16 protein-coding genes are annotated in these 20,262 nt (G+C 63.3%); 3 read left to right on the top strand and 13 right to left on the bottom strand.

Annotated elements, in window-relative coordinates:
- Window positions 1–127 precede the first annotated feature (127 nt).
- Window positions 128–886: a substrate-binding periplasmic protein gene (locus BLU37_RS21505; protein ID WP_232000368.1), complete on the top strand. Its 759-nt coding sequence runs from the start codon at window positions 128–130 to the stop codon at window positions 884–886.
- Window positions 887–934: 48 nt separating this feature from the next.
- Here BLU37_RS21505 and BLU37_RS21500 read toward each other — a convergent pair whose 3' ends face one another.
- From BLU37_RS21500 to BLU37_RS21460, 9 genes are all read right to left on the bottom strand, one after another.
- Window positions 935–1,276, bottom strand: a complete 342-nt coding sequence (locus tag BLU37_RS21500) for a hypothetical protein (protein ID WP_019362604.1) — start codon at window positions 1,274–1,276, stop codon at window positions 935–937.
- A gap of 112 nt (window positions 1,277–1,388) precedes the next feature.
- Entirely contained in the window at window positions 1,389–2,696 is a 1,308-nt protein-coding gene (locus BLU37_RS21495; protein ID WP_172833044.1) for a chloride channel protein, read from the bottom strand.
- A 120-nt stretch (window positions 2,697–2,816) separates the two neighbouring features.
- The gene (locus tag BLU37_RS21490) at window positions 2,817–3,047 is read right to left on the bottom strand and encodes a DUF1652 domain-containing protein (protein WP_010446220.1); all 231 of its coding nucleotides are present in this window, start codon (window positions 3,045–3,047) and stop codon (window positions 2,817–2,819) included.
- Window positions 3,048–3,187: 140 nt separating this feature from the next.
- A complete protein-coding gene (locus BLU37_RS21485; RefSeq protein WP_090208670.1) occupies window positions 3,188–4,672 on the bottom strand; it encodes a helix-turn-helix transcriptional regulator in 1,485 nt (494 codons plus the stop codon).
- Between the two features lie 145 nt (window positions 4,673–4,817).
- On the bottom strand, window positions 4,818–5,546 hold the full coding sequence (locus tag BLU37_RS21480) for an alpha/beta hydrolase (protein ID WP_090208666.1): 729 nt from the start codon (window positions 5,544–5,546) through the stop codon (window positions 4,818–4,820).
- A 96-nt stretch (window positions 5,547–5,642) separates the two neighbouring features.
- On the bottom strand, window positions 5,643–6,677 hold the full coding sequence (locus BLU37_RS21475) for a purine-nucleoside phosphorylase (RefSeq protein WP_172833129.1): 1,035 nt from the start codon (window positions 6,675–6,677) through the stop codon (window positions 5,643–5,645).
- Complete coding sequence (locus BLU37_RS21470) at window positions 6,674–6,907, bottom strand: DUF465 domain-containing protein (protein WP_010446227.1); 234 nt, start codon at window positions 6,905–6,907, stop codon at window positions 6,674–6,676. The genes BLU37_RS21475 and BLU37_RS21470 overlap by 4 nt, the downstream gene beginning before the upstream one ends.
- An 81-nt stretch (window positions 6,908–6,988) precedes the next feature.
- Window positions 6,989–9,136: a hypothetical protein gene (locus BLU37_RS21465; protein WP_090208660.1), complete on the bottom strand. Its 2,148-nt coding sequence runs from the start codon at window positions 9,134–9,136 to the stop codon at window positions 6,989–6,991.
- A complete protein-coding gene (locus tag BLU37_RS21460; RefSeq protein ID WP_090208657.1) occupies window positions 9,123–10,325 on the bottom strand; it encodes a DUF3142 domain-containing protein in 1,203 nt (400 codons plus the stop codon). Before BLU37_RS21460 ends, BLU37_RS21465 begins: the two co-directional genes overlap by 14 nt.
- Before the next feature lie 245 nt (window positions 10,326–10,570).
- On the opposite strand from BLU37_RS21460, the gene idi reads away from it, so the two are divergent.
- The gene (gene idi, locus BLU37_RS21455; protein ID WP_010446231.1) at window positions 10,571–11,137 is read left to right on the top strand and encodes an isopentenyl-diphosphate Delta-isomerase; all 567 of its coding nucleotides are present in this window, start codon (window positions 10,571–10,573) and stop codon (window positions 11,135–11,137) included.
- 141 nt (window positions 11,138–11,278) lie between these two features.
- Window positions 11,279–13,117: a 1-deoxy-D-xylulose-5-phosphate synthase gene (gene dxs, locus BLU37_RS21450; protein ID WP_090208654.1), complete on the top strand. Its 1,839-nt coding sequence runs from the start codon at window positions 11,279–11,281 to the stop codon at window positions 13,115–13,117.
- A gap of 60 nt (window positions 13,118–13,177) precedes the next feature.
- Here dxs and BLU37_RS21445 read toward each other — a convergent pair whose 3' ends face one another.
- The 4 genes from BLU37_RS21445 to BLU37_RS21430 all read right to left on the bottom strand — a co-directional run bounded on the left by BLU37_RS21445 (window position 13,178) and on the right by BLU37_RS21430 (window position 20,159).
- Complete coding sequence (locus tag BLU37_RS21445) at window positions 13,178–15,427, bottom strand: ATP-dependent DNA helicase (RefSeq protein WP_090210985.1); 2,250 nt, start codon at window positions 15,425–15,427, stop codon at window positions 13,178–13,180.
- Window positions 15,424–17,073, bottom strand: coding sequence for a VRR-NUC domain-containing protein (locus BLU37_RS21440; protein ID WP_090208651.1), 1,650 nt, complete (start codon window positions 17,071–17,073; stop codon window positions 15,424–15,426). Before BLU37_RS21440 ends, BLU37_RS21445 begins: the two co-directional genes overlap by 4 nt.
- Window positions 17,074–17,178: 105 nt before the next feature.
- Window positions 17,179–18,540 (bottom strand): aminotransferase-like domain-containing protein, encoded by a 1,362-nt coding sequence (locus BLU37_RS21435; protein ID WP_081354538.1) that lies wholly within the window; start codon window positions 18,538–18,540, stop codon window positions 17,179–17,181.
- 119 nt (window positions 18,541–18,659) lie between these two features.
- Window positions 18,660–20,159 (bottom strand): hypothetical protein, encoded by a 1,500-nt coding sequence (locus BLU37_RS21430; RefSeq protein ID WP_172833043.1) that lies wholly within the window; start codon window positions 20,157–20,159, stop codon window positions 18,660–18,662.
- Window positions 20,160–20,262 lie beyond the last annotated feature (103 nt).

Here is a 20,262-nt window from a genome sequence, read left to right as displayed (position 1 = left end):
ACGCCAATTGTGCCATCTGTACCTTTAATGAACGAAGCCCGGCCTCAGGGCTCAGATGCTACGCTGAAGCCATCTGTTATCAGCAAGGCAACTGCCAATGATGTCCGCCGTGCTTGAGATACCTGCCATGAAACCGAAGCCGCGTCTATCGACTCGCCGTCCTGGAGTACTGGGGCTGTATTTGTCGTTCGCGCTGCTGGTGACACCGCCTGTGCATGCTACACCCTCGCCCCTCGATCTGTTCATCCTGGATGCGCCGCCGCTGACCTTCGTCGATGACGCCCTCGGGCATGGGATCGCCGGCGATATGGTCATGCAGGCGATCGTCAAGGCGGGTTACACCGCCCAAATAGAGGTACTGCCCTGGGCCCGGGCGCAGCGGCATGTCAGTGAAAAACAGGACTTGTTGATCGCACCGCTGACGCGTACCCCGGAACGCGAAGACCGTTTCACCTGGATCGCGCCGATCATGAGCATGCAGCGGGCATTTTTCACTCTTGATGCGCCGGTGACCAGTTTTGCACAAGCCCGGCAGTCCTACGGGTTGATTGGCGTCGGCCTGGGCAGCGCACAGGAAGAGATTCTGCGGGCCCAAGGCTTCGACGAAAAACAGATCTATCCGTTGACAATCGGCGATAATCCGGCGCAGATGTTGCTCATGGGCCGTATCGATGCCTGGTTCAATGGCGTGCCGGAGAGTCGTTACATCTGGCCGAAGGTGTCCGAGCGCAAGCTGTTCATGAGTCCGGTCATGAGCACTGCGGATCTTTATCTGGCCTGTTCCAAACAGTGTTCCCCGGAACTGGTCAAAGGCTTGCGTGATGCCATGGAAACCTTGCGCCACGACGGCACCCTGGAGCGGCTGCGGGCTCGCTATATTCCGTAATGATCCCCGGCCGATACGCGTTACGTTGGCCCTTCCCTACTCCACTCGTTACAGGCATTCCGTGGCGGCCTGCTTGAACGTCGAGGACTTGAAGGTCGACGCCAGTGGTTGACGCTCGTACAGGAAGATCTTCCCGCCCATTGGCGCCTTGTAGGCTTCCAGGACGTTGTTCGCGGCGAACCTGCTGGCCACCACGATCTTGTAATGCCGCTGGGTTTGCGACACGGTCGGGGTGATGGCGTTTTTCTGCAATTTCGGCACCACGCACTCGGTGTACTGCTCGGGCGTCTTGCTGGTCTGCAGGGTCAGGGTCGGATCGTTCGGGGCTGAGGCACAGCCTTGGAGCAACAACCCGGCGAAAGCCAGGACAGGGACAAGTAAGCGGCGCATGGGCGAATCCTGCAAGAAAAGACACGGTTCGTTGGAATGCGTGCAATTCTCCGGTTTTCCCGCGCAAACGGAACTTGCGATGCTCGATGGTCACTATTACCGGCACTGATAGTCAGCGCTTGACCGCAGCCCGTGCCTCGCACAGCCGGCTCACACAGACCGAGCCGACCACGGCCAGGATGATCGGCACCAGGAAGTCATGCTCGATGCGGGTGAACTCGGCCACCAGTACTATCGCGGTGAGCGGCATATTCATCGATGCACCGAGGAATGCGGCCGCGCCGACGATCGCGAACGCGCCCAGTGGGACTCCCGGCCAGGCCAGGCTCCACGCGCCGCCCAGGATGATCGCCATGAGTGCACCGATCGCCAGTCCCGGCGTCAGCAGGCCACCTTCGGCGCCCGCGCGCAGGCTGCTGCTGGTCACCAGGACCTTGACCACCAGCAGCAACGCCGCCAGGCCGATGCCCAGTTCACTGTCAAAGCCCAATTGTGCCGGGCCCTTGCCATTACCGAGCACCTGCGGCAGATAGACGGCGATGCAGCCGATCAGGATGAAGTTGAGCAATGACAGCACGGGCAGTTGCCAGCCCCGGGCGGCCGTGGCCCGGGCTCGGCTGGTCAGGCGTACGAACCCGTAGGCGGCCAGGCCGAACAGCGGCCCGGCGAGCAGCGCCCAGGTCAGCAGGCCGGTGCTCAGGGGCATCGCCGGGACTACGTACTGCATTTCTGCACCGAGGCCAATCCAGGCCACACAAGCGCCAATCGCCGAGGTCGCCAGCGCCATGATCGCCACCGGCCAACTGAAACTGCCGACCAGCACCTCCAGTACAAAGATCGCACCACCCAGCGGCACGTTGTACACCGCCGCCAAACCGGCGCCGGCGCCACAGGCGATTATCAGCCGATGAGTCGCGTCGGGCAGCCCGGCCTTGCGCGATAACCATGCGCCGACCAGTGCACCGACTTCCCGCGGCGCGACCTCTCGGCCCAGCGGAGAACCCAGCGCGACCGTGACGATTTGCAGCAAGGCATGGACCAGTGTGCTTTTCGCCGGCATGTCGGCTGCGCCTGGCATCACCGCTTTCTTGATGCTCACCAGAGGGCGGCCAAAGCGATAGAGCAGCCACCAGCCCAGGCCGGCCACCAGTCCGCACAACGTCAGCACCAGCACTCGGCGCTCGGGCGAGGCACTGCTGACGCCGATCAGGAAGCTGTCGTGAAGGGTCAGGCTGTCCTGGCCGTAGCCATAGGCCAGGTGCTGGATGCCATGCAACAGCATCGCCAGCAGCATGCCACCGAGTCCCGCCCCCATCCCGGTGAGCAGGACCACAGCGCCGAGCGTCAGCCATTGGCGTGTCCGTGAGTGGGTTTGCGGGTGGGTTAGCTGTTCCTGTGCTTCCTGTTGCGCCAAAGCCATTCGAAACCCTGTATTGTCGACCGCGTCAAATACGCCTGGCGGTCAGTATGTCGGGTTGGCGCGGGTCTGCAAATGCCAGGCAAGGGTCGAGTCAGGTTGGGTTCAGGAAAGCCTGGGAGGCTATGTCCCCTGGCGCTGCAGCGCGTTGCCCGCCAGTTCTTCGCGCAGTTCCTCGAGCAGGCGCAACGCATCTTCCCGCTTGCGCAGGCGACTCAGGGCAATGCCCGCGACCATCAGGTCGACCCGCCCGGTTTCCCGGTCGTAGACCCTGACGCTCAGCGAAGCATCGCCCAGCACGCACTCGCACGCCAGCGGCGCAAAGCCCTGTTCGAGGAGTGCTCGTATATCCATTAAATAAAACACCGGCAATGTCCTTGACCTGATGGGCGGCGAGCCGGACACAAGGTTCGCTCGCCATATCTCCATCCTGAAACGACAAGGCCGTCGAATAAACCCGAATATGAATTAGTGGCACTGGTGCATTTGCACTATCAGTCCTTGCTCCGGCCACTGAACAGACCCCGTTCACGGGCCCAGACAATCGCTTCGCTACGGCTGTGTACGGCAAGCTTGGAATAGACCGTTGCGACATGATTGCGCACGGTATTGGGCGCCAGCTTCAGCCGCGCGGCGATTTCCTTGTCGGCCAGGCCTTCGCAGATCAGCTCCAGCACGTCACGCTCGCGCGGCGTCAGGTCGGCGTAGGACAGACCGGGCAGTTTCTGCACACTGACGTTCTTCACCGTTGCCAGCTTCTCGATCAGTTTCTGGCTGAACCAGGAGGTATCCTGCATCGCCGCCTCGATCGCCGCGACCAACTCCATTTCGGAACGCTTGCGCTCGGTGATGTTCATCAGCACCAGCAGGTAACACGGCTCGCCCTGGATCTGCACACTGTCGGCGGACAACGCACAATCGATCAGTTCGCCGTCCTTGCGGCGGATTCTCAGGTCCAGGTTGCTCAGGCGACCGTTCGTTGCCAACACGCTGAAGATCCGTTCGCAGAGTTTATCGTCTTCGAAGACACCGATCGCCTCGACCCGCTGCCCCAGCAGTTCCTGAGCCGAGTAGCCGGTGCTGTCGAGAAACGCTTCGTTGATATCGAGCAGTTGCCGGTCGGCGGCGACGCAGAGCAAGGTCGGCGCCGGAGCCAGGCGAAAGGCCTTGGCGAAACGCTCCTCACTCTGGCGCAGCGCGGTCTCGATCCGCCGACGCGGCTCCAGGTCCATGAAGGTGAACAGCATGCAATCCTGTTCATTGATGTCCAGCGGCTGGCCGGCCACGATCACCAGTTTGCTGCCACCGTGTGCCAACTTCAGTTCAGCCTGCATCTGCGGAATGGTCGCGCCCTCCCCCAGGCGCTGGATTGCCAGCTCGCGGCGCTCGGCCTCTTCCAGCACATCCAGCTCGTAGACCGAGCGGCCGATCACCTCCTCGCGGCGGTAGCCGGTCATTTCCAGGAAGCCCTGGTTGACCTTGATGTAGCGCAGGTCACTGAGCCGGCAGATTACCGCCGGTGCCGGGTTGGCGCCGAAGGCCTTTTCAAAGCGTTGCTCGGCAACGGCCAGTTCGGTGGCGTCGCTGATGATCAGCACCAGCGATTCCGGCTCGCCGGCGCGGTCGGTCAGAATCATGCTGCGGATGTTGTGGACCCAGGTGCGCTCCGGCTCGGCCTGGGGCGTGACCTCGACGATCAGGTCGCTGAAGGTCTCGCCCTTGGCAACCCGGGCGATCGGGTAGCTGTCAGCGGTCAGGGCGTGGTGATTGCGATAACGCAGGGCAAACCGTTTGCGGTACTGCGCCGCATTCGCTCCCAGTTCGCCGACCTCACTGACCCCATGCATGGCCAGGGCGGCCTCGTTGGCCCAGAGAATGCTCTGGTCGATCTCGATCAGAATCACGCCGTCGGACAGCCCGGAGATGATCTGCTGCAGTTGGCGGCGGTTGGTTTCGGTGGCGAGGAAATCCTGGCTCATCGTTTCTCCCGAGGGGTCTGAGGACACGAGGGCCGGGATTTATCCGGCCATTGCGATATCTGACCCCTGCCGCGTGCGCAAGTGCCTCGAAAGACAAGCGCTTGTGGAGCGCGCGGCGAGCTTGGCCGCAAGAGCGTCCGTTGCTTCAGGGCTTGAGCGAGACGGCGATCCAGTTCGCCAGGTCGGTGACCTCGTTACCGCTGATGGTGTGCACGACACCGGGATAGGAATGAAAACCGGGCTCGATGGAGAGCGTCTGCAAGTAACTCAGCGCCTCTGTCGCGCCGGCATAAGGCACCTGTGGGTCGGCGGTGCCATGCCCGATGAAGACGCTCAACCCCCGGTAGCTCGACGGTGCCAGCACCTGCGTGCGAACCACTGGCAGCAGTCGCCCGCTCAACGCGGCAATACCGCGCAGCACTTCGGGGTGCCGCAAGGCTACCTCGTAGGTCATCATCGCGCCCTGGCTGAAACCGATCAGGAACACCTTGTCTGGCTGGGTGTGGTACTTCTCGGTGGCCCGCTGGATGAAATCGGTCACCGCTTCGGCGCTCTGGCTGAGGTCTTCGCGGTTGCCATCGTACTGCGCCGAATCGGTACGCCGGTGGAACCACTGGTAGCCTCCCGACGCCAGTTCCAGCCGGCCGCGCACCGAGAGCACGGTGTAGTCGGCCGGCAGGCTCTCGCGAATGCCGAACAGGTCGTCCTCGTTACTGCCATAGCCGTGGAGAAAGATCACCAGCGGCTTATCGTGGGTATCGGGGCTCGCCTGTTCGAGGTAGGTCAGCGGCATGTCCGCAAGCAACTCGGCAGGCTCGGCGGCCTGGGCCAACGAGCAGGACAGCAGCAAGGCCAGGGCCAGGGGTTTGAACATGGTCGATCCTTTCGGGTAATGGGGCCGTGATACCGGTTCGGCCTGGCCGGGGCATGTTGCAGCCGGCCGTGGTGGTGATATTGGCGTGGGAGTACCTCAGGCTTCTGGTACGCCCTGCTCCCAGGCGGCCCAGTTGCCCACGATTTCCTGCACCAGCGTATTCCCCACCCGATAAAGGTTTTCCAGGGCCGGCTCGAACCCACCCTGCTGCGCGTAGTTGAGCAGGTTGTCGGCATCGCTGTAGCCTGGATACGGTCGGTCGAAGTTCGATCCGGCCCGCACGACCGCCAGGCGGTCGATATCCAGCAGCCCGGCTCGCGCCGCTCGCGACAACGCTTCATAGGTCGAATTGTCTTCCTGCTGGGTGGTGCAGTAGATCCCTTCGCCATCCGTCAACAGGCGGGTCCAGGCCTCTGCCCGTTCGCCCAGGCGAGTGCCGGAGAACCAGGTGCAGCTTGCCGCAGTATCGCCACAGATCACCTGCGGTGGCTGGTTGGCCGGGGCATGGGGATACTTCGTGCGCCAGGCCGCCGACTCGGCGCTTTCGCTCAGGGTCACGTGGCGGGTCAAGGCATAGGCCCTGGCCTGCAGGCGCGGATTGAGTTCGAACAGCTCAGTGCGGTAATCCAGGCGCGGTTTTTCGTCCGGGCCACGGGTATTGACGCCGATATAACCGCTCGGCCAATCACTCGGTGCATCCCGCGAGTCGAGCGCCCACTGAGTGCCGAAGTCCACCAGATAGCGGGCCCAGGCCGCCGTACCGAGGGTGCCGCGGTGCGGGTTGATCCCGGCGATACCGGCAATCAGGAAATAGGACTGGCGCAGGTCGAATTGTGTCGACAGGGCCAACGCAAGGGTCGAGGCTGCCGCGTTGGTCTGGCCCATGCCGGTCACCAACAGGCAGACGCCCTGGTCGTTACAGAGGATGTTCGGGTAGTCGGCACTCAGCCCCGGCAGAGGGACCGGGTGATTGAGCGCCAGGCGCTCGATCCAGCTCTGTGCTTCGGGCGCGAACATGGCGATCAGCACCACTTTCGGCTTGATCGGTAAATCGAATGACATGAAACCTCCATGGACTGGGCTGCGGGCATGTAGACCCGCAGCACGGCTCGAACGGGTTGTTGCAATCAGTTCTGCTGCTCGAGCTGACGAACGATCTTGTCCTTCACCAATAGCCGTTTTTCCTTGAGCTTCCTCACGTCGTCATCCTCTGCCAGCGCTGCTTCAGCAGCCAGTACCTGTTTGTCGATGTCGTCATATTCGTCAAGCAGGTGATTGAGTTTGCTGTCCTGTGCCCTGCGCTCCGTGACCTGTTCCCGGGTCAAATGCAAATCTGCGAACAAGTCGTGCTTAACCGGCATATCGTCACCTCGTAAATCTTGAAACAGATGGCTGTTCAGGGAGTTACTGTCTATCAATAACACGCCCCGCTGCCGATTGCCTCACTGCTTTGCCTGGCGCCGGCGAATCCAGCGCCAGCCGATAGCCCCCAGCAGCAGTGCGCTTGCCCCAAACACCATGGCCTTGTAGGGACGTAGCGTCGAACGCACAGTATCTATCGGCTGGATCAGGTAGCGCCGGTTGGCCTGGTCGAACCTCGGCTCCTGGCATTGCTGACCGAAATTGCCCGCCCAACTGACATACGGGCCCTGCTCGACATAACGCTGGTACAGCGCGATTTCCTCGTCAGTGCCGGCTACCCAGCCCGCCGCCTTGCACAAGACCGCAGCAAATGCCTGGCTGCTGTGGGGCAACTGGTCGGCGGCCTGGTTTGCCAGATCGGCGGCGATGTAACGGTAGTGATAACGCTGGTTCGGCTTGGCCTCGGTGCCCAGTTGGCGCTGCACTTCGGCGGCCTGCAGGAACGGTCCCGGTTTTATCTCGACACTGCCCAGGCTGTAGCTACCGCCGAGCAAGTGATAATCCGGCGACATCTCGTAGCCGAGCAGTTCCATCCCAGACTTGCGCGCCAGGGTCGCTGCGCCGAACAATGCCTCGGCACGGCCGGTGGCGGTCCAGCGTGAGTCCGCGTCCTGGCGATCCTGGCCGTATTCGAGGGCCTTGGCCTGCAGTTCGGGGGTGTCGAAGTAACCCGGCGCTTGCGCGTAACGGCCTTCGCGCAACAATCGCCGTCCCAGCAGTTCGCGCAATTGCGCGGCCACCGGGCGGTGCACATAGTTGTCCTTGTCGGCCTGGGTAGCTGCTGGTGGTGCCGTCACATGGGCATCGACATAGCCCTTCAACTCATCCAGGGTCAGGACCCGCTCGGCCACGGTCGCGGCATCCGGCCAGTAGATGTCCTGGCTGCGATAAAGCTGATCGAAGGCTTGCAGATAGTCGCCGCGATCGAGGGCCAGGATCGCGCTTTCGCCCTCGACCCTGCAGCCGGGCTGGACGCTTTCCCACGTCCAGTCCGGCGTACGCCGCGAGCCCCAGCTTTCATTTTTGGGAAACGCTGCAGCCGCCTTGGCGTAAGCGGCGGCAGCCTGAACCTTGTCGCCGTCGCGCAGCGCCAGCTTGGCCCGTACCCACCAGGCCAGGCCGCCATCGCCGGCGTGTGCGAGGAAAGCCTTGGCCGTGGCGAAGTCACCTTTCTGGTAACTCAGCGCCGCCAGTCGATCAGCGTATTCCAGATTGCCAGCGGCGCTGTCGAGCACCATCTGGGTCAAGCGCGGGGTTTGCGGCGGCTGGTCCTCGAAAGACCCGCCCACGCGACTCAACAGGTAGGCGGTCAGGAGCTTGTGCACCGTGGGATGTTGCAGTTGTTCCCGCAAGGCCTCATCCGGCAACGCCTGCAGCTCGCCAGCTACTTGCAGCAGCGAGCTGTAGCCACTGCTGGAGCCGAGCCGACTCTGGCTGGCATACAGTTGCACCGCACTCTCCCAGTCACCGCCGAGCTTGGCCAGCAGGGCCTCCTCGCCCAGGCTGGCGACTCCCAGCTCCAGCGGGTCGCTGAAATCGCCGGCACTGAGTTCCCGTACCTGCTGGAACGCCAAGCGTGCCTGGGCCTGCAGGGCGACAGGAGTCTGCTGCGGATCGTCGTTGGCCTCGCTGCTCAAGACCACCAGGGCCCGACCGAGGGAATAGGCCGCCCAGGTACTGCGCAGCTTGCGCTGCTCGGCAGGCAGCGCCAGGACCTTGCGAAAATACTCCACGGCCAGCGCCTGGTTGCCGGTATCGAAGGCTACGGCACCGGCGAGATAGAGGCGCATTTCCTCAGGCAGGTCGGCGCCCTCGGCTTCGACCTGTCGCGGGTCCTGGAGGGTGCGCAATTGCACCACCTTGGCCCGCAGGTTTTCCGGCAACTCGCTGGCCTCGACCTTGTCGCGTTGCGTGCGATAGGCACGAGCGTTGTCGTCGCTGTACCAATAGGGCGTCAGGGTCGCCTCGGTGGTCGGCTTGAGCCCCACCACCGGCGGGCCGAAGCGACTGATCTCAAAGGCGAAACTGGTTTCCGGCAACTCGGCCAGAGACTGCGCCCGATCGTCCAGCAGGCGCAACGGAAAGTCCGGGCCGCACGCCAGCGCCGTGCCGAACGGCAGGCCGAGGGACAGGCACAACAGGTGCCGGGACCAGTTACGGGTAGACATGCCACGCTCCTTGATCGATGCGAATACAGCGCGCCCAACCGAGGGCACGCCGGCCGCCAGCCGCGACACGGGCGCTGGACGGGCGGCTGAAAACGAGATGTTGCGCTGAGGATTGCACGTCATAGCCATTGAGCCCGTCGGCCGCTTCGCATTGCTCGGCATTCAGTTCAAACCGCTCGGGCAATGCCCGATCGAGATTGCCGACATTGGCCAGGCTGATGTCATAGAGGCCATCGTGCTCTGAGAGTTCGACCCGCCATTGGCTGGCAAGGGGCTCGCCACGGGCAACTGCGCCCAGGGTCGTCAGGCTCCAGGCGCGGCGATCGTCCGGCAACGGCAGGCGAAACCAGATCAAGCCGGCCAGGTGCGCGGGTGGTTTGTTGCGCAGTTGTCCGACCAGGGTCGCTACCTGTTGCGGATCCGCCAACAGCTCGCGGCGGGCGCCGCCACGGCTCAGGGGGGCTTCGCTTTCCACCACGGGAGCGCCGCCGGTATCTGGCAGCAAGGCCACGCCATAGGCCGGCAAGGCGAGGTAAAACGGTTTTTCGGTAACCCGCCCCCAGCGCTTGGCCCACTCCCTGGCCTGGGATGGATTGAACAGGCCCAGCTTCGGATTGCTCACCGCATGGACCTGCAACACGCTGCTGTCCACCGCCCGCAACAGCGCGGGCAACTGCGGGCTGCCGAGCCAGGCCGGCAAGGCGGTGATACTCAGTTTCAAGGTCGGCGGCAACTGCTCGCGCAGTTTCAGCAGGAACTCGGTATAACCGGGCAGGCGGGCACTGGCACTGTCGTGATCGATTTCCAGCCCGGCGAGGGTAATCCCTGCGGCCTGCCAGTCCGCCAACAGTTGCGCGATCTGCGACTGCGCCACCGCCAGGTCCAGGGCCGGAAGCTGGCCATCAAGGCGCACCACCGCGATCAGCGGGCGACCATCGGCCTTGAGTCGCGGCAGATCGACCTGCGCCCTGCTCCAACCGGCTTTGGGTTGAGCCTGCAGCGCCAGCACCCGCAGGGTCGAGAAGTCCGCCCGGCTCTCGGCCAGCGCCTGCTCGTGGGCCGCACGCCACTGGCGTTGCCAGATATAGACCTGCTGGTCGAGGGGCGTAGCCGGTTCCGGCTGGCAGCCGCCCAGCAGCCCCAGCACCAGACATGAACACAAGCGGCGAAAATACGACGTGACAGGCATACAGTCCTTGGCCGGGCGCTCAAGCGCCGTTTTGAGCGGCGATGTTACCTCAACACGCAAGCCGCCGACATGAAACGCGTGCCCACTGAAAGCAAGCGACGGATGGCCGGGGTAGAAAGCGGTGTCCGGCTTGCGCCTGGGGAATCGCGATCTAGTCTTTATCCATGCCTTTGCAGAAAAACCGATCCCCCCACGTAGTCGGGTCAGCCGTTTTGCCCAGTGACAACGACAGCGGAGTCCGCGTCATGGAAGAAACCCTCATCCTGGTCGATGAGGATGATTGCGAAACCGGCAGTGCGCAAAAGCTGTTCATCCACCAGCAGGGCCTGCGACACCGGGCCTTCTCGATCTTCATCTTCGATGAGCCAGGCCGTTTGCTGATGCAACAGCGGGCTCTGGGCAAATATCACTCGCAAGGCCTGTGGAGCAACACCTGCTGCGGACATCCGCGCGTGGGCGAACAGACCCACGCTGCCGCGCAACGGCGGCTGTTCGAGGAAATGGGCCTGGCCTGCCCGTTGCACAAGGTCGCCTCCCTGCTCTATCGGGAACAGGTCTCGAACCAGTTGATCGAGCATGAATTCGATCACCTGTTCGTCGGCCTCAGCGACGTCCCGCCGCTCGCCAATCCCGACGAGGCCATGGCCTGGTCCTGGCTGGCGCTGTCCGATATTCCCGGGTGTATCGCCGCCGAGCCGGAAAAATACACCGTGTGGCTGCGGCGGATTTTCGAGATCTACACACCTGCGGCCTTGCAGCGCTGGCACGAAATCGCCGTCACGCGCCCTTCCCCCAGTCATTTGGCTCTATAAGAGGCGCTTGTTCATGACGGCAGATGCGCCCCACGCGCTGGCGACCTTGTTGCCGGACGACAAGACCCGGCAGGCTTTCGACACCGGGTGTCGGGGCGTGCGGCCTGGCGGTCTGCGCTGAGTCCGGGAGACGTCGACACCATGTTCGAACTGCTCAATACCATCGACAGTCCCGCCCACCTCAGGGCCCTGCACCAGCAGGCACTGGCGCCACTTGCCGACGAATTGCGGGCGTTTATCCTGCACAGCGTGTCACGAACCGGCGGGCATCTGTCGGCGAACCTGGGCAGTGTCGAGATCGCCATCGCCCTGCACTATGTTTTCGATACCCCCCATGATCGAATCGTCTGGGATGTGGGGCACCAGGCCTATCCGCACAAGATACTCACCGGCCGCCGCCAGGCCATGGCCGGAATACGGCAATTGGGTGGGATATCCGGTTTTCCACGACGGCAAGAGTCCGAGTACGACAGCTTCGGCACCGCACATGCCGGCACCTCGATTTCCGCGATACTGGGCATGGCCCAGGGCGCGCGGTTAACGGGCAGCCCAAGGCATTGCGTTGCGGTGATCGGCGACGGGGCCTTGAGTGGCGGCATGGCCTACGAAGCGATGAACAACGCCGGCCGCTACGCGGATCTGCCCTTGCTGATCGTGCTCAACGACAACGACCTGTCGATCTCTCCGGCGGTCGGTGCTCTGCGCGAGCATCTGCTCAGGCTCTGCACCGCCGATGCGCCAGATGAGCCGAACAATCTGTTCGAGAGCCTTGGCCTGGACTACAACGGCCCGGTCGATGGACACGATCTGCAGGCGTTGATCCCGATCCTGCGGGCAGTGAAACACCGACGCGGTCCGCAACTGCTGCATGTCATCACGCAAAAGGGCCATGGCTACAGTCCCGCCGCCAGCGATCCGGTGCGTTATCACGCGACGGGAACATTCAATGCGCAGCAGGGCCTTCAGGCTTCTGCCCCCGGACCACAGAGTTTTACCCAGGTGTTCGGCAACTGGCTGTGCGACGAGGCCGAGCGGGACCCGCGGGTTGTCGCGATCACTCCGGCCATGCGTGAAGGTTCCGGCCTGGTGGAGTTCGAGCGGCGCTTTCCCGACCGCTACTTCGATGTCGGCATTGCCGAGCAGCATGCCCTGACCTTTGCCGCTGGCCTGGCGACCGAGGGCCTGAAGCCGGTGGTCGCGATTTACTCAACCTTCCTGCAACGGGCCTACGATCAGTTGATCCACGACATCGCCATCCAGAACCTGCCGGTGCTGTTGGCCATCGACCGTGCCGGTCTGGTCGGCGCCGACGGTGCCACGCATACCGGGGCCTTCGACATTGCTTACCTGCGTTGCATCCCCAATCTGGTGATCATGACGCCGGCGGATGAAAACGAATGCCGGCAGTTGCTGCATACCGGCCTGTTGCACGACGGGCCGGTGGCGGTGCGCTATCCCCGCGGGACCGGCTGCGGCGCCACGGTAGAGACACACTTGAGCGCGCTGCCGATCGGGCGCGGGGAAATACGTCGGCGTTCGGCGCAGCTCCCTGGCCACCGCGTGGCGATCCTGGCTTTCGGCCCCCTGCTGTCCGTCAGCCTGGAGGCCGCTCAGTACCTGGATGCAACCGTGGCCAACATGCGCTACGCCAAACCGCTTGACGTGGACCTGATCGAAAACCTGGCCAGCAGTCACGACCTGCTGGTGACGGTGGAGGAAGGCTGTGTGAAAGGCGGTGCTGGCGCCGCTTGCCTGGAACACCTGGCCGCCTCGCTGATGGGCAAGCCTCTTCTGCAATTGGGCTTGAGCGATCAGTTCATCGAGCACGCCACCGTCGAGCAGTTGCTGCACGCCTCGGGCCTTGACGTCGAGGGGATCGTTACCTCGATCCAGGTCTTTCGCGAGCAGGTCGGGTTTCGTAACGGCCAGCGGCGGCCAGACGATGGCAGCCCCATCATGAGCCCCCTCTCGAACTCATGACCGGGTCGCGGCATGGCGACCTCTGGAAGGTCTGTTTTCCCTGATCAGCGGTGCCGGCATTCAGACCTGCCACCAGCGCGGCAGAAGCCGGCGGATCGGCTCCTGGTCGAAACGATCGTCGATCAGTACCACCACACCACGATCCTGCTGACTGCGGATCACCCGGCCCGCCGCCTGTACCACCTTCTGCAAGCCCGGATACAGGTAGGTGTAGTCATATCCTGAACCGAATAGCGCGGCCATACGCTGCTTGATCTGCTCGTTGAGCGGGTTCAATTGCGGCAGGCCGAGGGTGGCAATGAAGGCACCGATCAGGCGCTGGCCGGGCAAGTCGATGCCCTCGCCAAAGGCTCCGCCCAGCACGGCGAAACCGATGCCCTGGCTGTGTTCGGTGAACTGGTCGAGAAACGCCTGGCGCTGGCCCTCCTCCATACGCCGCGATTGCAGCCACAGCGGGATGTCTGGGTGGGTATCGGCCAACAGTTGGGCCACTTGTTGTAGATAGTCGAAGCTGCTGAAGAACGCCAGATAGTTGCCGGGGCAGCGATTGAACTGCTCGGCGAGCAATTCGACGATCGGTGCCAGCGAGGCCTGGCGATGCACGTAGCGGGTGGAGATCCGGCTGACGATATGCAATTCCAGTTGCTCACGCTCAAAGGGCGACTCGACATCGATCCACGCGGTATCGGCCGGCAGGCCCAGCAGGTCGGCGTAGTAGTGCCGGGGGCTCAAGGTCGCGGAAAACAACACGCTGCTGCGGGCAGCACTCAGTCGCGGGCGAATGAAGGCCGCCGGTACCACATTGCGCAGACACAGCTGCGACAGGCGCCGTCGGCCCTGCTCACGTAAACGGATATCGAACAGGAAATGCTCGTCGAACAACTCGCCGACACGGGCAAACTGCAACAACTCGAAGTAGAACCCCTGGAGTTCGCCATCCAGCCCCTGCGGGTGGTCATTGAGGTAGTCGCCGATGGCCGAGGTGCACAGGGCAATGGCCGCCAGCAGTTTGCCCGGCGCCTGGTCGTAGGCCTGATAGCTGGCAAGCTGCTCCTTGTGCAGGGCATTCCATTCGCGATTGAGTCGCTGCAGCGCTTTCTTCAGCGGTTCCGGGGCGTTTTTGCGCAGTTGCCCGAGGACCTGCTGATCGAGGCTGGCGCTGTACATCTGCCGCCCCCGCTCCACCAGATTGTGGGCCTCGTCCACCAGGGTCGCCACCCGCCACTGGTTGGCCTGGGCCAGGCCGAACAACAGCGCGCTGAAATCGAAGTAATAGTTGTAGTCGGCCACCACCCAGTCGACCCAGCGGGCCATTTCCTGGCTCAGGTAGTACGGGCAGAGGTGATGGGCAAGCGCAATCTCCCGCAGCGCCTCGCGGTCGAGCAGAGCCACGGCAGCGGCAGCCTGACGCGCAGCGGGCAAGCGATCATAGAAACCCTGCGCCAGGGGACAGGCGTCGCCATGGCAGGCTTTGTCCGGATGCTCGCAGGCCTTGTCCCGGGCAACCAGTTCCAGCACCCGCAACGGCAATCCGGGCTGGCTGGCGTGCAGCACCCGCGCTGCATCGAGGGCGAGCTGGCGCCCCGGGGTCTTGGCGGTGAGGAAGAACACCTTGTCCAGTTGCTGCGGCGCCAGGGCCTTGAACATCGGAAACAGGGTGCCGAGGGTCTTGCCGATGCCGGTGGGCGCCTGGGCCATCAGGCAACGGCCGGTGCTGACCGCCTTGTACACTGTCTCGGCCAGGGACCGCTGGCCGGGGCGGAACTCGCCATGGGGAAAGGCCAGTTCCCGGGCCGCCTGGTCACGCGCATGGCGATGGGCCATTTCCTGCTCGGCCCAATGCAGGAACAACGTGCACTGCTGCTCGAAGAACACCTTGAGATCGTCAGCGCTCCAGGTTTCGCGTAGCAGGGTTTCCTTCTCGCTGACAATATCGAAGTACACCAGCGCCAGGTTGATCTGCGCCAGTTGCAGGCTCTCACAGGCCAACCAGCCATAAATGCGCGCCTGGGCCCAATGCAATTGGCGATGGTTGGCCGGTTGCCTGGCGAGGTCGCCGCGATAGGTCTTGATTTCCTCCAGCTGGTTTTGTGCCGGGTCATAGCCATCCGCCCTGCCCCGGACCCGCAGTTCGCGGTAATGCCCCTCCAGCGCCAGTTCGGCACGATAACCCTCGTTGCGACGCGCAGCCACGGTGCGGTGGCCGGTGATGCCCTCCAGGGCCGTCGGCGACGGCGTGAAGCGCAGATCGAGGTCGCCAGCCTTGGCGGTGAATTCACACAGGGCCCGCACGGCAACGCTATAGCTCAAGCGACCGGCTCCGCCCATTGCACGTAGCACACGGCAACCGGCATCTGGTGCTGGTGACAGAACTCCAGCCAGCGCAACTGGTTGTCTTGCAGGCGGTCGCCGGGGCCCTTGACCTCGATCATTCGATAGCTCTTGCGGGCTGGCCAGAACTGGATCAGGTCCGGCATGCCGGCGCGATTGGCCTTGATATCGAGCAGCAGGCGTTCGAACCAGTGTTTCAAATGGGCCGCCGGCAGGCATTCCAGGGCCTGCTCCAGCAGGGGCTCGGTCAGCACGGTCCAGTACACGAACGGTGATTGCAGCCCCCATTTGGCACGGTACGTTTGCCGTATGGTGTGCAGGTAGCGTTGATCCCCCAGTTGCTCCAAGCACTGGGCAAACAGCTCGGCGCGACGGGCATGGAAGTCTTCGCTGTGCAGATCGGCGGGGCCGCTCTGGAACGGATGGAAGAATGCCCCCGGCAACGGTGCGAAGATCGCCGGCCAGCACAGCAGGCCGAACAATGAGGTGATCAGGGTGTTCTCGACGAAATGCACCGGTCCCTGTTCTTCGTGCAGGTGCCGGGCCACTCGCTGCTCGACCGATTCGTCCGGTTCCAGGCTCAGGCTGAAATCCAGCCGGGTGACCGGCGTCGGTGTCTCACGGGCGACCGCCGGCAGACCGAGCCGCCGCCGCAAGCGCGGCAGGATACGCAGCAGATGCTGTTGCTCTTCGGCGTTCTGCGGCGCCGCCTCGGCGACACAGGCCAGGGCCATCGCCTGTTCAAAGCGTTCCAGGCGCTCCAGTACCCGGATGCTGCGCAAGCGAGCGCCGGGGTACTGGCAGTTGTCATAGATCGCCAACGCGTCAGCCAGCTCACCCAGCCGCTCGCCGTGCTGGCCCAGTTGAAACAGCAACTTGCCGCGGCGCCGTTCCAGCCAGGGGTTGTCGGTTTGCATCTGGCTGACCTGTTCCAGCACCGTGGTCAGCGCCTCGCCGGCCTCCAGCGCCTGCCGGGCCACCTGCAACTGCAGATAGCCGTCGATATCGGCCCGGCTGCGCAGGCCACGGGCGTCGGGATGAAACTCGACCTTTTCGTAGCTGAAAATCCCCAGGTCGGCCAACACGAACTCCGACCAATCCTGGTACAGGTTGCCGAAGAACATCAGCCGCAGGCGGTCACACAGCGCCATCAGTTGAATACTGTAGAGCCGGTCCGGCACCTGCGGGCACCACTGGGCGAAGGGCCGTGACTCGACGAACAACGGCGCCAGTTGTGCATACAGCTCGGTTTTCCTGGCCTTGGGCTGCTCGATGGCAGCCTGGAAGGTCTGGACGATCTCGGCCTTTTGCAATACCGCGAAGACGCTCTCCAGCGTCAGCGGCTGGTCGTCGCGGACCCAGCCGAGCGTCAGCAGTGGCTGCACCGCCGCGTCGCTATCGCCGATTTCCGCATAGCTCAGCTTGCTGGCGCGAAAGTGTTCGCCCTTGCGCATCACCATGCGCACCAGCAAGGCCCGCGACGCCTTGGGCAGACGGGTGAAATGCTCGATGAACGCCTGTTCCTCGGCATCCAGCAGGTCGGCATAACGCTGCGCCAACCAATCGAGCACACACTGGAAGTTGTTCAGGTAATAAAACGGATCGTCGAGAGGAGCGTTTGTCACGGGCAGGCAGGACCACGGTTGTCGAATGCTGGTTATGCATACAGATAACAGCCCTCCCCGCGTCTGGCAAACACAATTGGACAAAGGGTTGCCCGAGCGCCGTTTTCAGCTGCCGGACTCCAGCCGCAAGGCGTGGCCCAGCGCTCCCAGCGCCTGTTCCAGATGGCGGTGGCCGTTGGCCGTGCTGCTCAGGCGCAGGCAATCGCGATGCAACCCGTGCAGGCTGAACAGCTCGCCGGGGGCGATGACGATCCGCTGTTCGAGCAGGTGCTCGAATACGCTGCGCATATCCACCGCCCGCGTGGCCCGCGCCCAGACGGTCGCACCGCCCTGCGGCAGGCTGAAGTCCAGCCCGTCGGCCAGGCGCTCCTGCAGCAGTTGGCAGAACTGCAACATGCGCTCCTGCAACAGACGGCGCAGAGTGCACAGGTGCTGGTCGATGCGCCCGCTGCTGTAGAGTCGGGCGATGGCCTTCTGCCGGGTCGGCGACATGCGAAACGAACGCAACAGGAAATGCCGTTGCAGTTCCACCGCGAAATGTCGCGACAGCAGATAACCAAACGGCGCCTCACAGCCCATGAAACGCTCGAAGCCGGCCAGCACCAGCAGGCGGTCCGGGTCGACCAGGTCGCGCATGCGCATGCCGCCGGTCTGGAAGGCCAGTTCGCCGTGGCTGTCGTTTTCCAGTAGCCAGACGCCAAAGCGCTCCAGCAGCCGGGCAACCTGCCGGCGTTGTTCCAGGGGCATCAGGCTGCCATGGGGCATATTGATCCCGGAGGACATCAGCAGCAGCTTGACCGGCAGCGTCTGCAACAACTGTTCGAGCCGACCCAGGTCGAAAGCGCCGTCGCGGTCCAGCGGCAGCTCGACCACATTGACTCCGCCGGCCTGCAGCAGCCGCAGGATCACCCAGTCGCATGGCGATTCCACCAACACGGTGGTGTGCTTCAACGACAGCGCCGCCATCAGGGTTTCCAGCACGCCGCGCAGGTCAGCGCCGATATACACGTCGTCGGCATGCCAGTAACGCTGGGCCGAGGTGGTGTAGCGCACCGCGAGGGCGGCGCGCAGTTCCAGTTCGCCGAACGGCTGCAACTGCGGCTGCTGCTGTCGCGGGTACTGGCGCACCAGTTCGCGCTCCAGCAGCAACAGCGGGTTGTCCAGCGAGAGCAGCAAGGCCGGTTCGTCATTGCCCAGCAGCAACGTGCCGGGCCTGCGCGAATGGACATAGATCCGCTCCAGCAGGTCGGCGCTGCCACTGACGAACGAGCCACCGGGAACCGGCAACGCGTAGTAGCCCGATTTGGCCTGGGAGTACACCCGCCCTTCCTTTTCCAGCAGTGAATAGGCGTACTGGACGGTTGAAATCGATACGTCCAGGCGTTCGGCCAACTGGCGTAACGAGGGCAGCCTGACCCGGGCGTCGGTTTCCACCTCATTGATCAGGCTGACCAGGTAACGATACACCGCCTGGTAGGCAAAGCCCGGCTGCTTGCGTTCCCGCGAGGTTCTGGGTGTCCGGCCGCTCGGCCAGGCCGGAGTCGTGGTGGACTCGGGAGGTTCTGAAACAGTCAATCGCAATCCCTTTAGCGTCCCGACAGGACTTCTTTACGGACTTCGCCGCTGTCGGGATTGATGATGTCGACCCGGTGCTTGTCCGGATCGCTGGCCCGAACCCGGGCAATCAACGAAGCGGCAGTGCTGAAGTCGACCTGTTTTTTCTGATAGAGGTCCTGCAGTCGTTCGAGGGGCAAACCACTGATATCCGTCAGCCATTGCTCGACCTGTTCGCCGACCGGCATGGCTGACAAGGCCTTGTGCAGATCCGGCAAGGCCACCAGCATGCCCGGGTGGCAACGCCTGAGGAAAAGCTCCAGGCCACGCCCCTGGTTGACGAAGGGCGCGAACAGCAGGCAGATCAGTTGCCCTTCGCTCAGGCCATAGGCTTCCTGGGCGTAGGCCCTGGCCAGGGCTCGCCGGCCGAGGAGTTTTTCCGGTGTGTCATAGGCCGCCATGGACTGCTCGATCAGGCGTGCCGACATGCGTTTCTTGCGCATCATCACCACCGCCAGTTGCAGGTATTCGCTGATACCCACCTGGTAGCTCAGGCCTCTGACGTACTGCGCCTGCAAACCACGCATATGCGCCATCAACAAAGGGTTGGCGCAATCGGACTCGCTGAAGTGAAACGCCAGGTCGTCGAAACGAAAGCCGAGGAACTCGGTCAGCAACGGCCAGCGCTGCTCGATGTCGCTGCCCACCAGATCATGGATGCCGACCAGCATCGGTCCATGGCTGCGGTTCGAACGGCTGATGGCCGGGCCTTGCGGTTGCACCGGGGTATCGCCGTAGAGTTCGCGGTAGTACTCGAGGCTGAGTTCGTTGCAGGTCCTGACGGCCTCCTCGAACTCCAGCGGGCGGCCTGTCGGGCGGCTCTGCTCGAGCTTTTCGGTCGAGCGCAGCAACCACGTCAGGTACTGTTTCTGCTCGCGGGGAGGATCGCCGATGATCAGGGCGTCGATCCCCTGATCCCAGGAACTGGCGCGCTCGTGAAAATCAGCCATCGACAGGTAGCAACTGTTGCAGAACGTTGTCCGGCCGTCCCCGGCCGTCAGGTGGCCGTTCATGAGCAGGTTGCGCCGGTTGAGGTCACGGCCCGAATCGGACAGCGGCGTGCGGTGATGAAATGGCCGGACATGCTGGTTATCCACCATCAGCAACTCCACACGCGGATCGTCATAGACGAACAAGGCACTGTAGCCGTGGTGAATGTTGTTCATCACCGTGGACGTCAGGCCAGCATGGCGCGAGGTGGCGATGCGCAGGTTGAACGTCGCCGGCGAGCGCCCGGCGATGCTCAACTGCGCGGCACGCAGGAATGCCAGCGTATAACTGCTGTCCTTGCCGCCGCCGTGGGCCACCATGACCTTGAACTCACCGATGCGCTCGATGCCGCCAGCGGCGACAATCAAACGCTGGATCAACAACTGCAGGGCGATACGTTCGGCACGGGTGAAATAACTCATCAACCGTTGCAGGACCTGCTGATATACATAGTTCATTGCCTGCTCATGAATGGAGCTCATAGCCTTTACACCTGGGTTGGGTTCAGTGTCGGGCCAACGGCGCTCGTATTGTGCGTACTTGCCGGATTTTCACGTTCAGGAATATGTTTGCCGTCCGCCACCG

It is taken from the genome of Pseudomonas asplenii (assembly GCF_900105475.1).
Classification (GTDB): domain Bacteria; phylum Pseudomonadota; class Gammaproteobacteria; order Pseudomonadales; family Pseudomonadaceae; genus Aquipseudomonas; species Aquipseudomonas asplenii.
This window is presented reverse-complemented; position numbering and strand designations above follow the sequence as displayed.

What these genes read in the sequence shown, in the direction of transcription:
- BLU37_RS21505 (WP_232000368.1), top strand. Translation starts at nt 128, where the DNA reads ATGAAACCGAAGCCGCGTCTATCGACTCGCCGTCCTGGAGTACTGGGG.
- BLU37_RS21500 (WP_019362604.1), bottom strand. Translation starts at nt 1,276, where the DNA reads ATGCGCCGCTTACTTGTCCCTGTCCTGGCTTTCGCCGGGTTGTTGCTC.
- BLU37_RS21495 (WP_172833044.1), bottom strand. Translation starts at nt 2,696, where the DNA reads ATGGCTTTGGCGCAACAGGAAGCACAGGAACAGCTAACCCACCCGCAA.
- BLU37_RS21490 (WP_010446220.1), bottom strand. Translation starts at nt 3,047, where the DNA reads ATGGATATACGAGCACTCCTCGAACAGGGCTTTGCGCCGCTGGCGTGC.
- BLU37_RS21485 (WP_090208670.1), bottom strand. Translation starts at nt 4,672, where the DNA reads ATGAGCCAGGATTTCCTCGCCACCGAAACCAACCGCCGCCAACTGCAG.
- BLU37_RS21480 (WP_090208666.1), bottom strand. Translation starts at nt 5,546, where the DNA reads ATGTTCAAACCCCTGGCCCTGGCCTTGCTGCTGTCCTGCTCGTTGGCC.
- BLU37_RS21470 (WP_010446227.1), bottom strand. Translation starts at nt 6,907, where the DNA reads ATGCCGGTTAAGCACGACTTGTTCGCAGATTTGCATTTGACCCGGGAA.
- BLU37_RS21465 (WP_090208660.1), bottom strand. Translation starts at nt 9,136, where the DNA reads ATGTCTACCCGTAACTGGTCCCGGCACCTGTTGTGCCTGTCCCTCGGC.
- BLU37_RS21460 (WP_090208657.1), bottom strand. Translation starts at nt 10,325, where the DNA reads ATGCCTGTCACGTCGTATTTTCGCCGCTTGTGTTCATGTCTGGTGCTG.
- idi (WP_010446231.1), top strand. Translation starts at nt 10,571, where the DNA reads ATGGAAGAAACCCTCATCCTGGTCGATGAGGATGATTGCGAAACCGGC.
- dxs (WP_090208654.1), top strand. Translation starts at nt 11,279, where the DNA reads ATGTTCGAACTGCTCAATACCATCGACAGTCCCGCCCACCTCAGGGCC.
- BLU37_RS21430 (WP_172833043.1), bottom strand. Translation starts at nt 20,159, where the DNA reads ATGAGCTCCATTCATGAGCAGGCAATGAACTATGTATATCAGCAGGTC.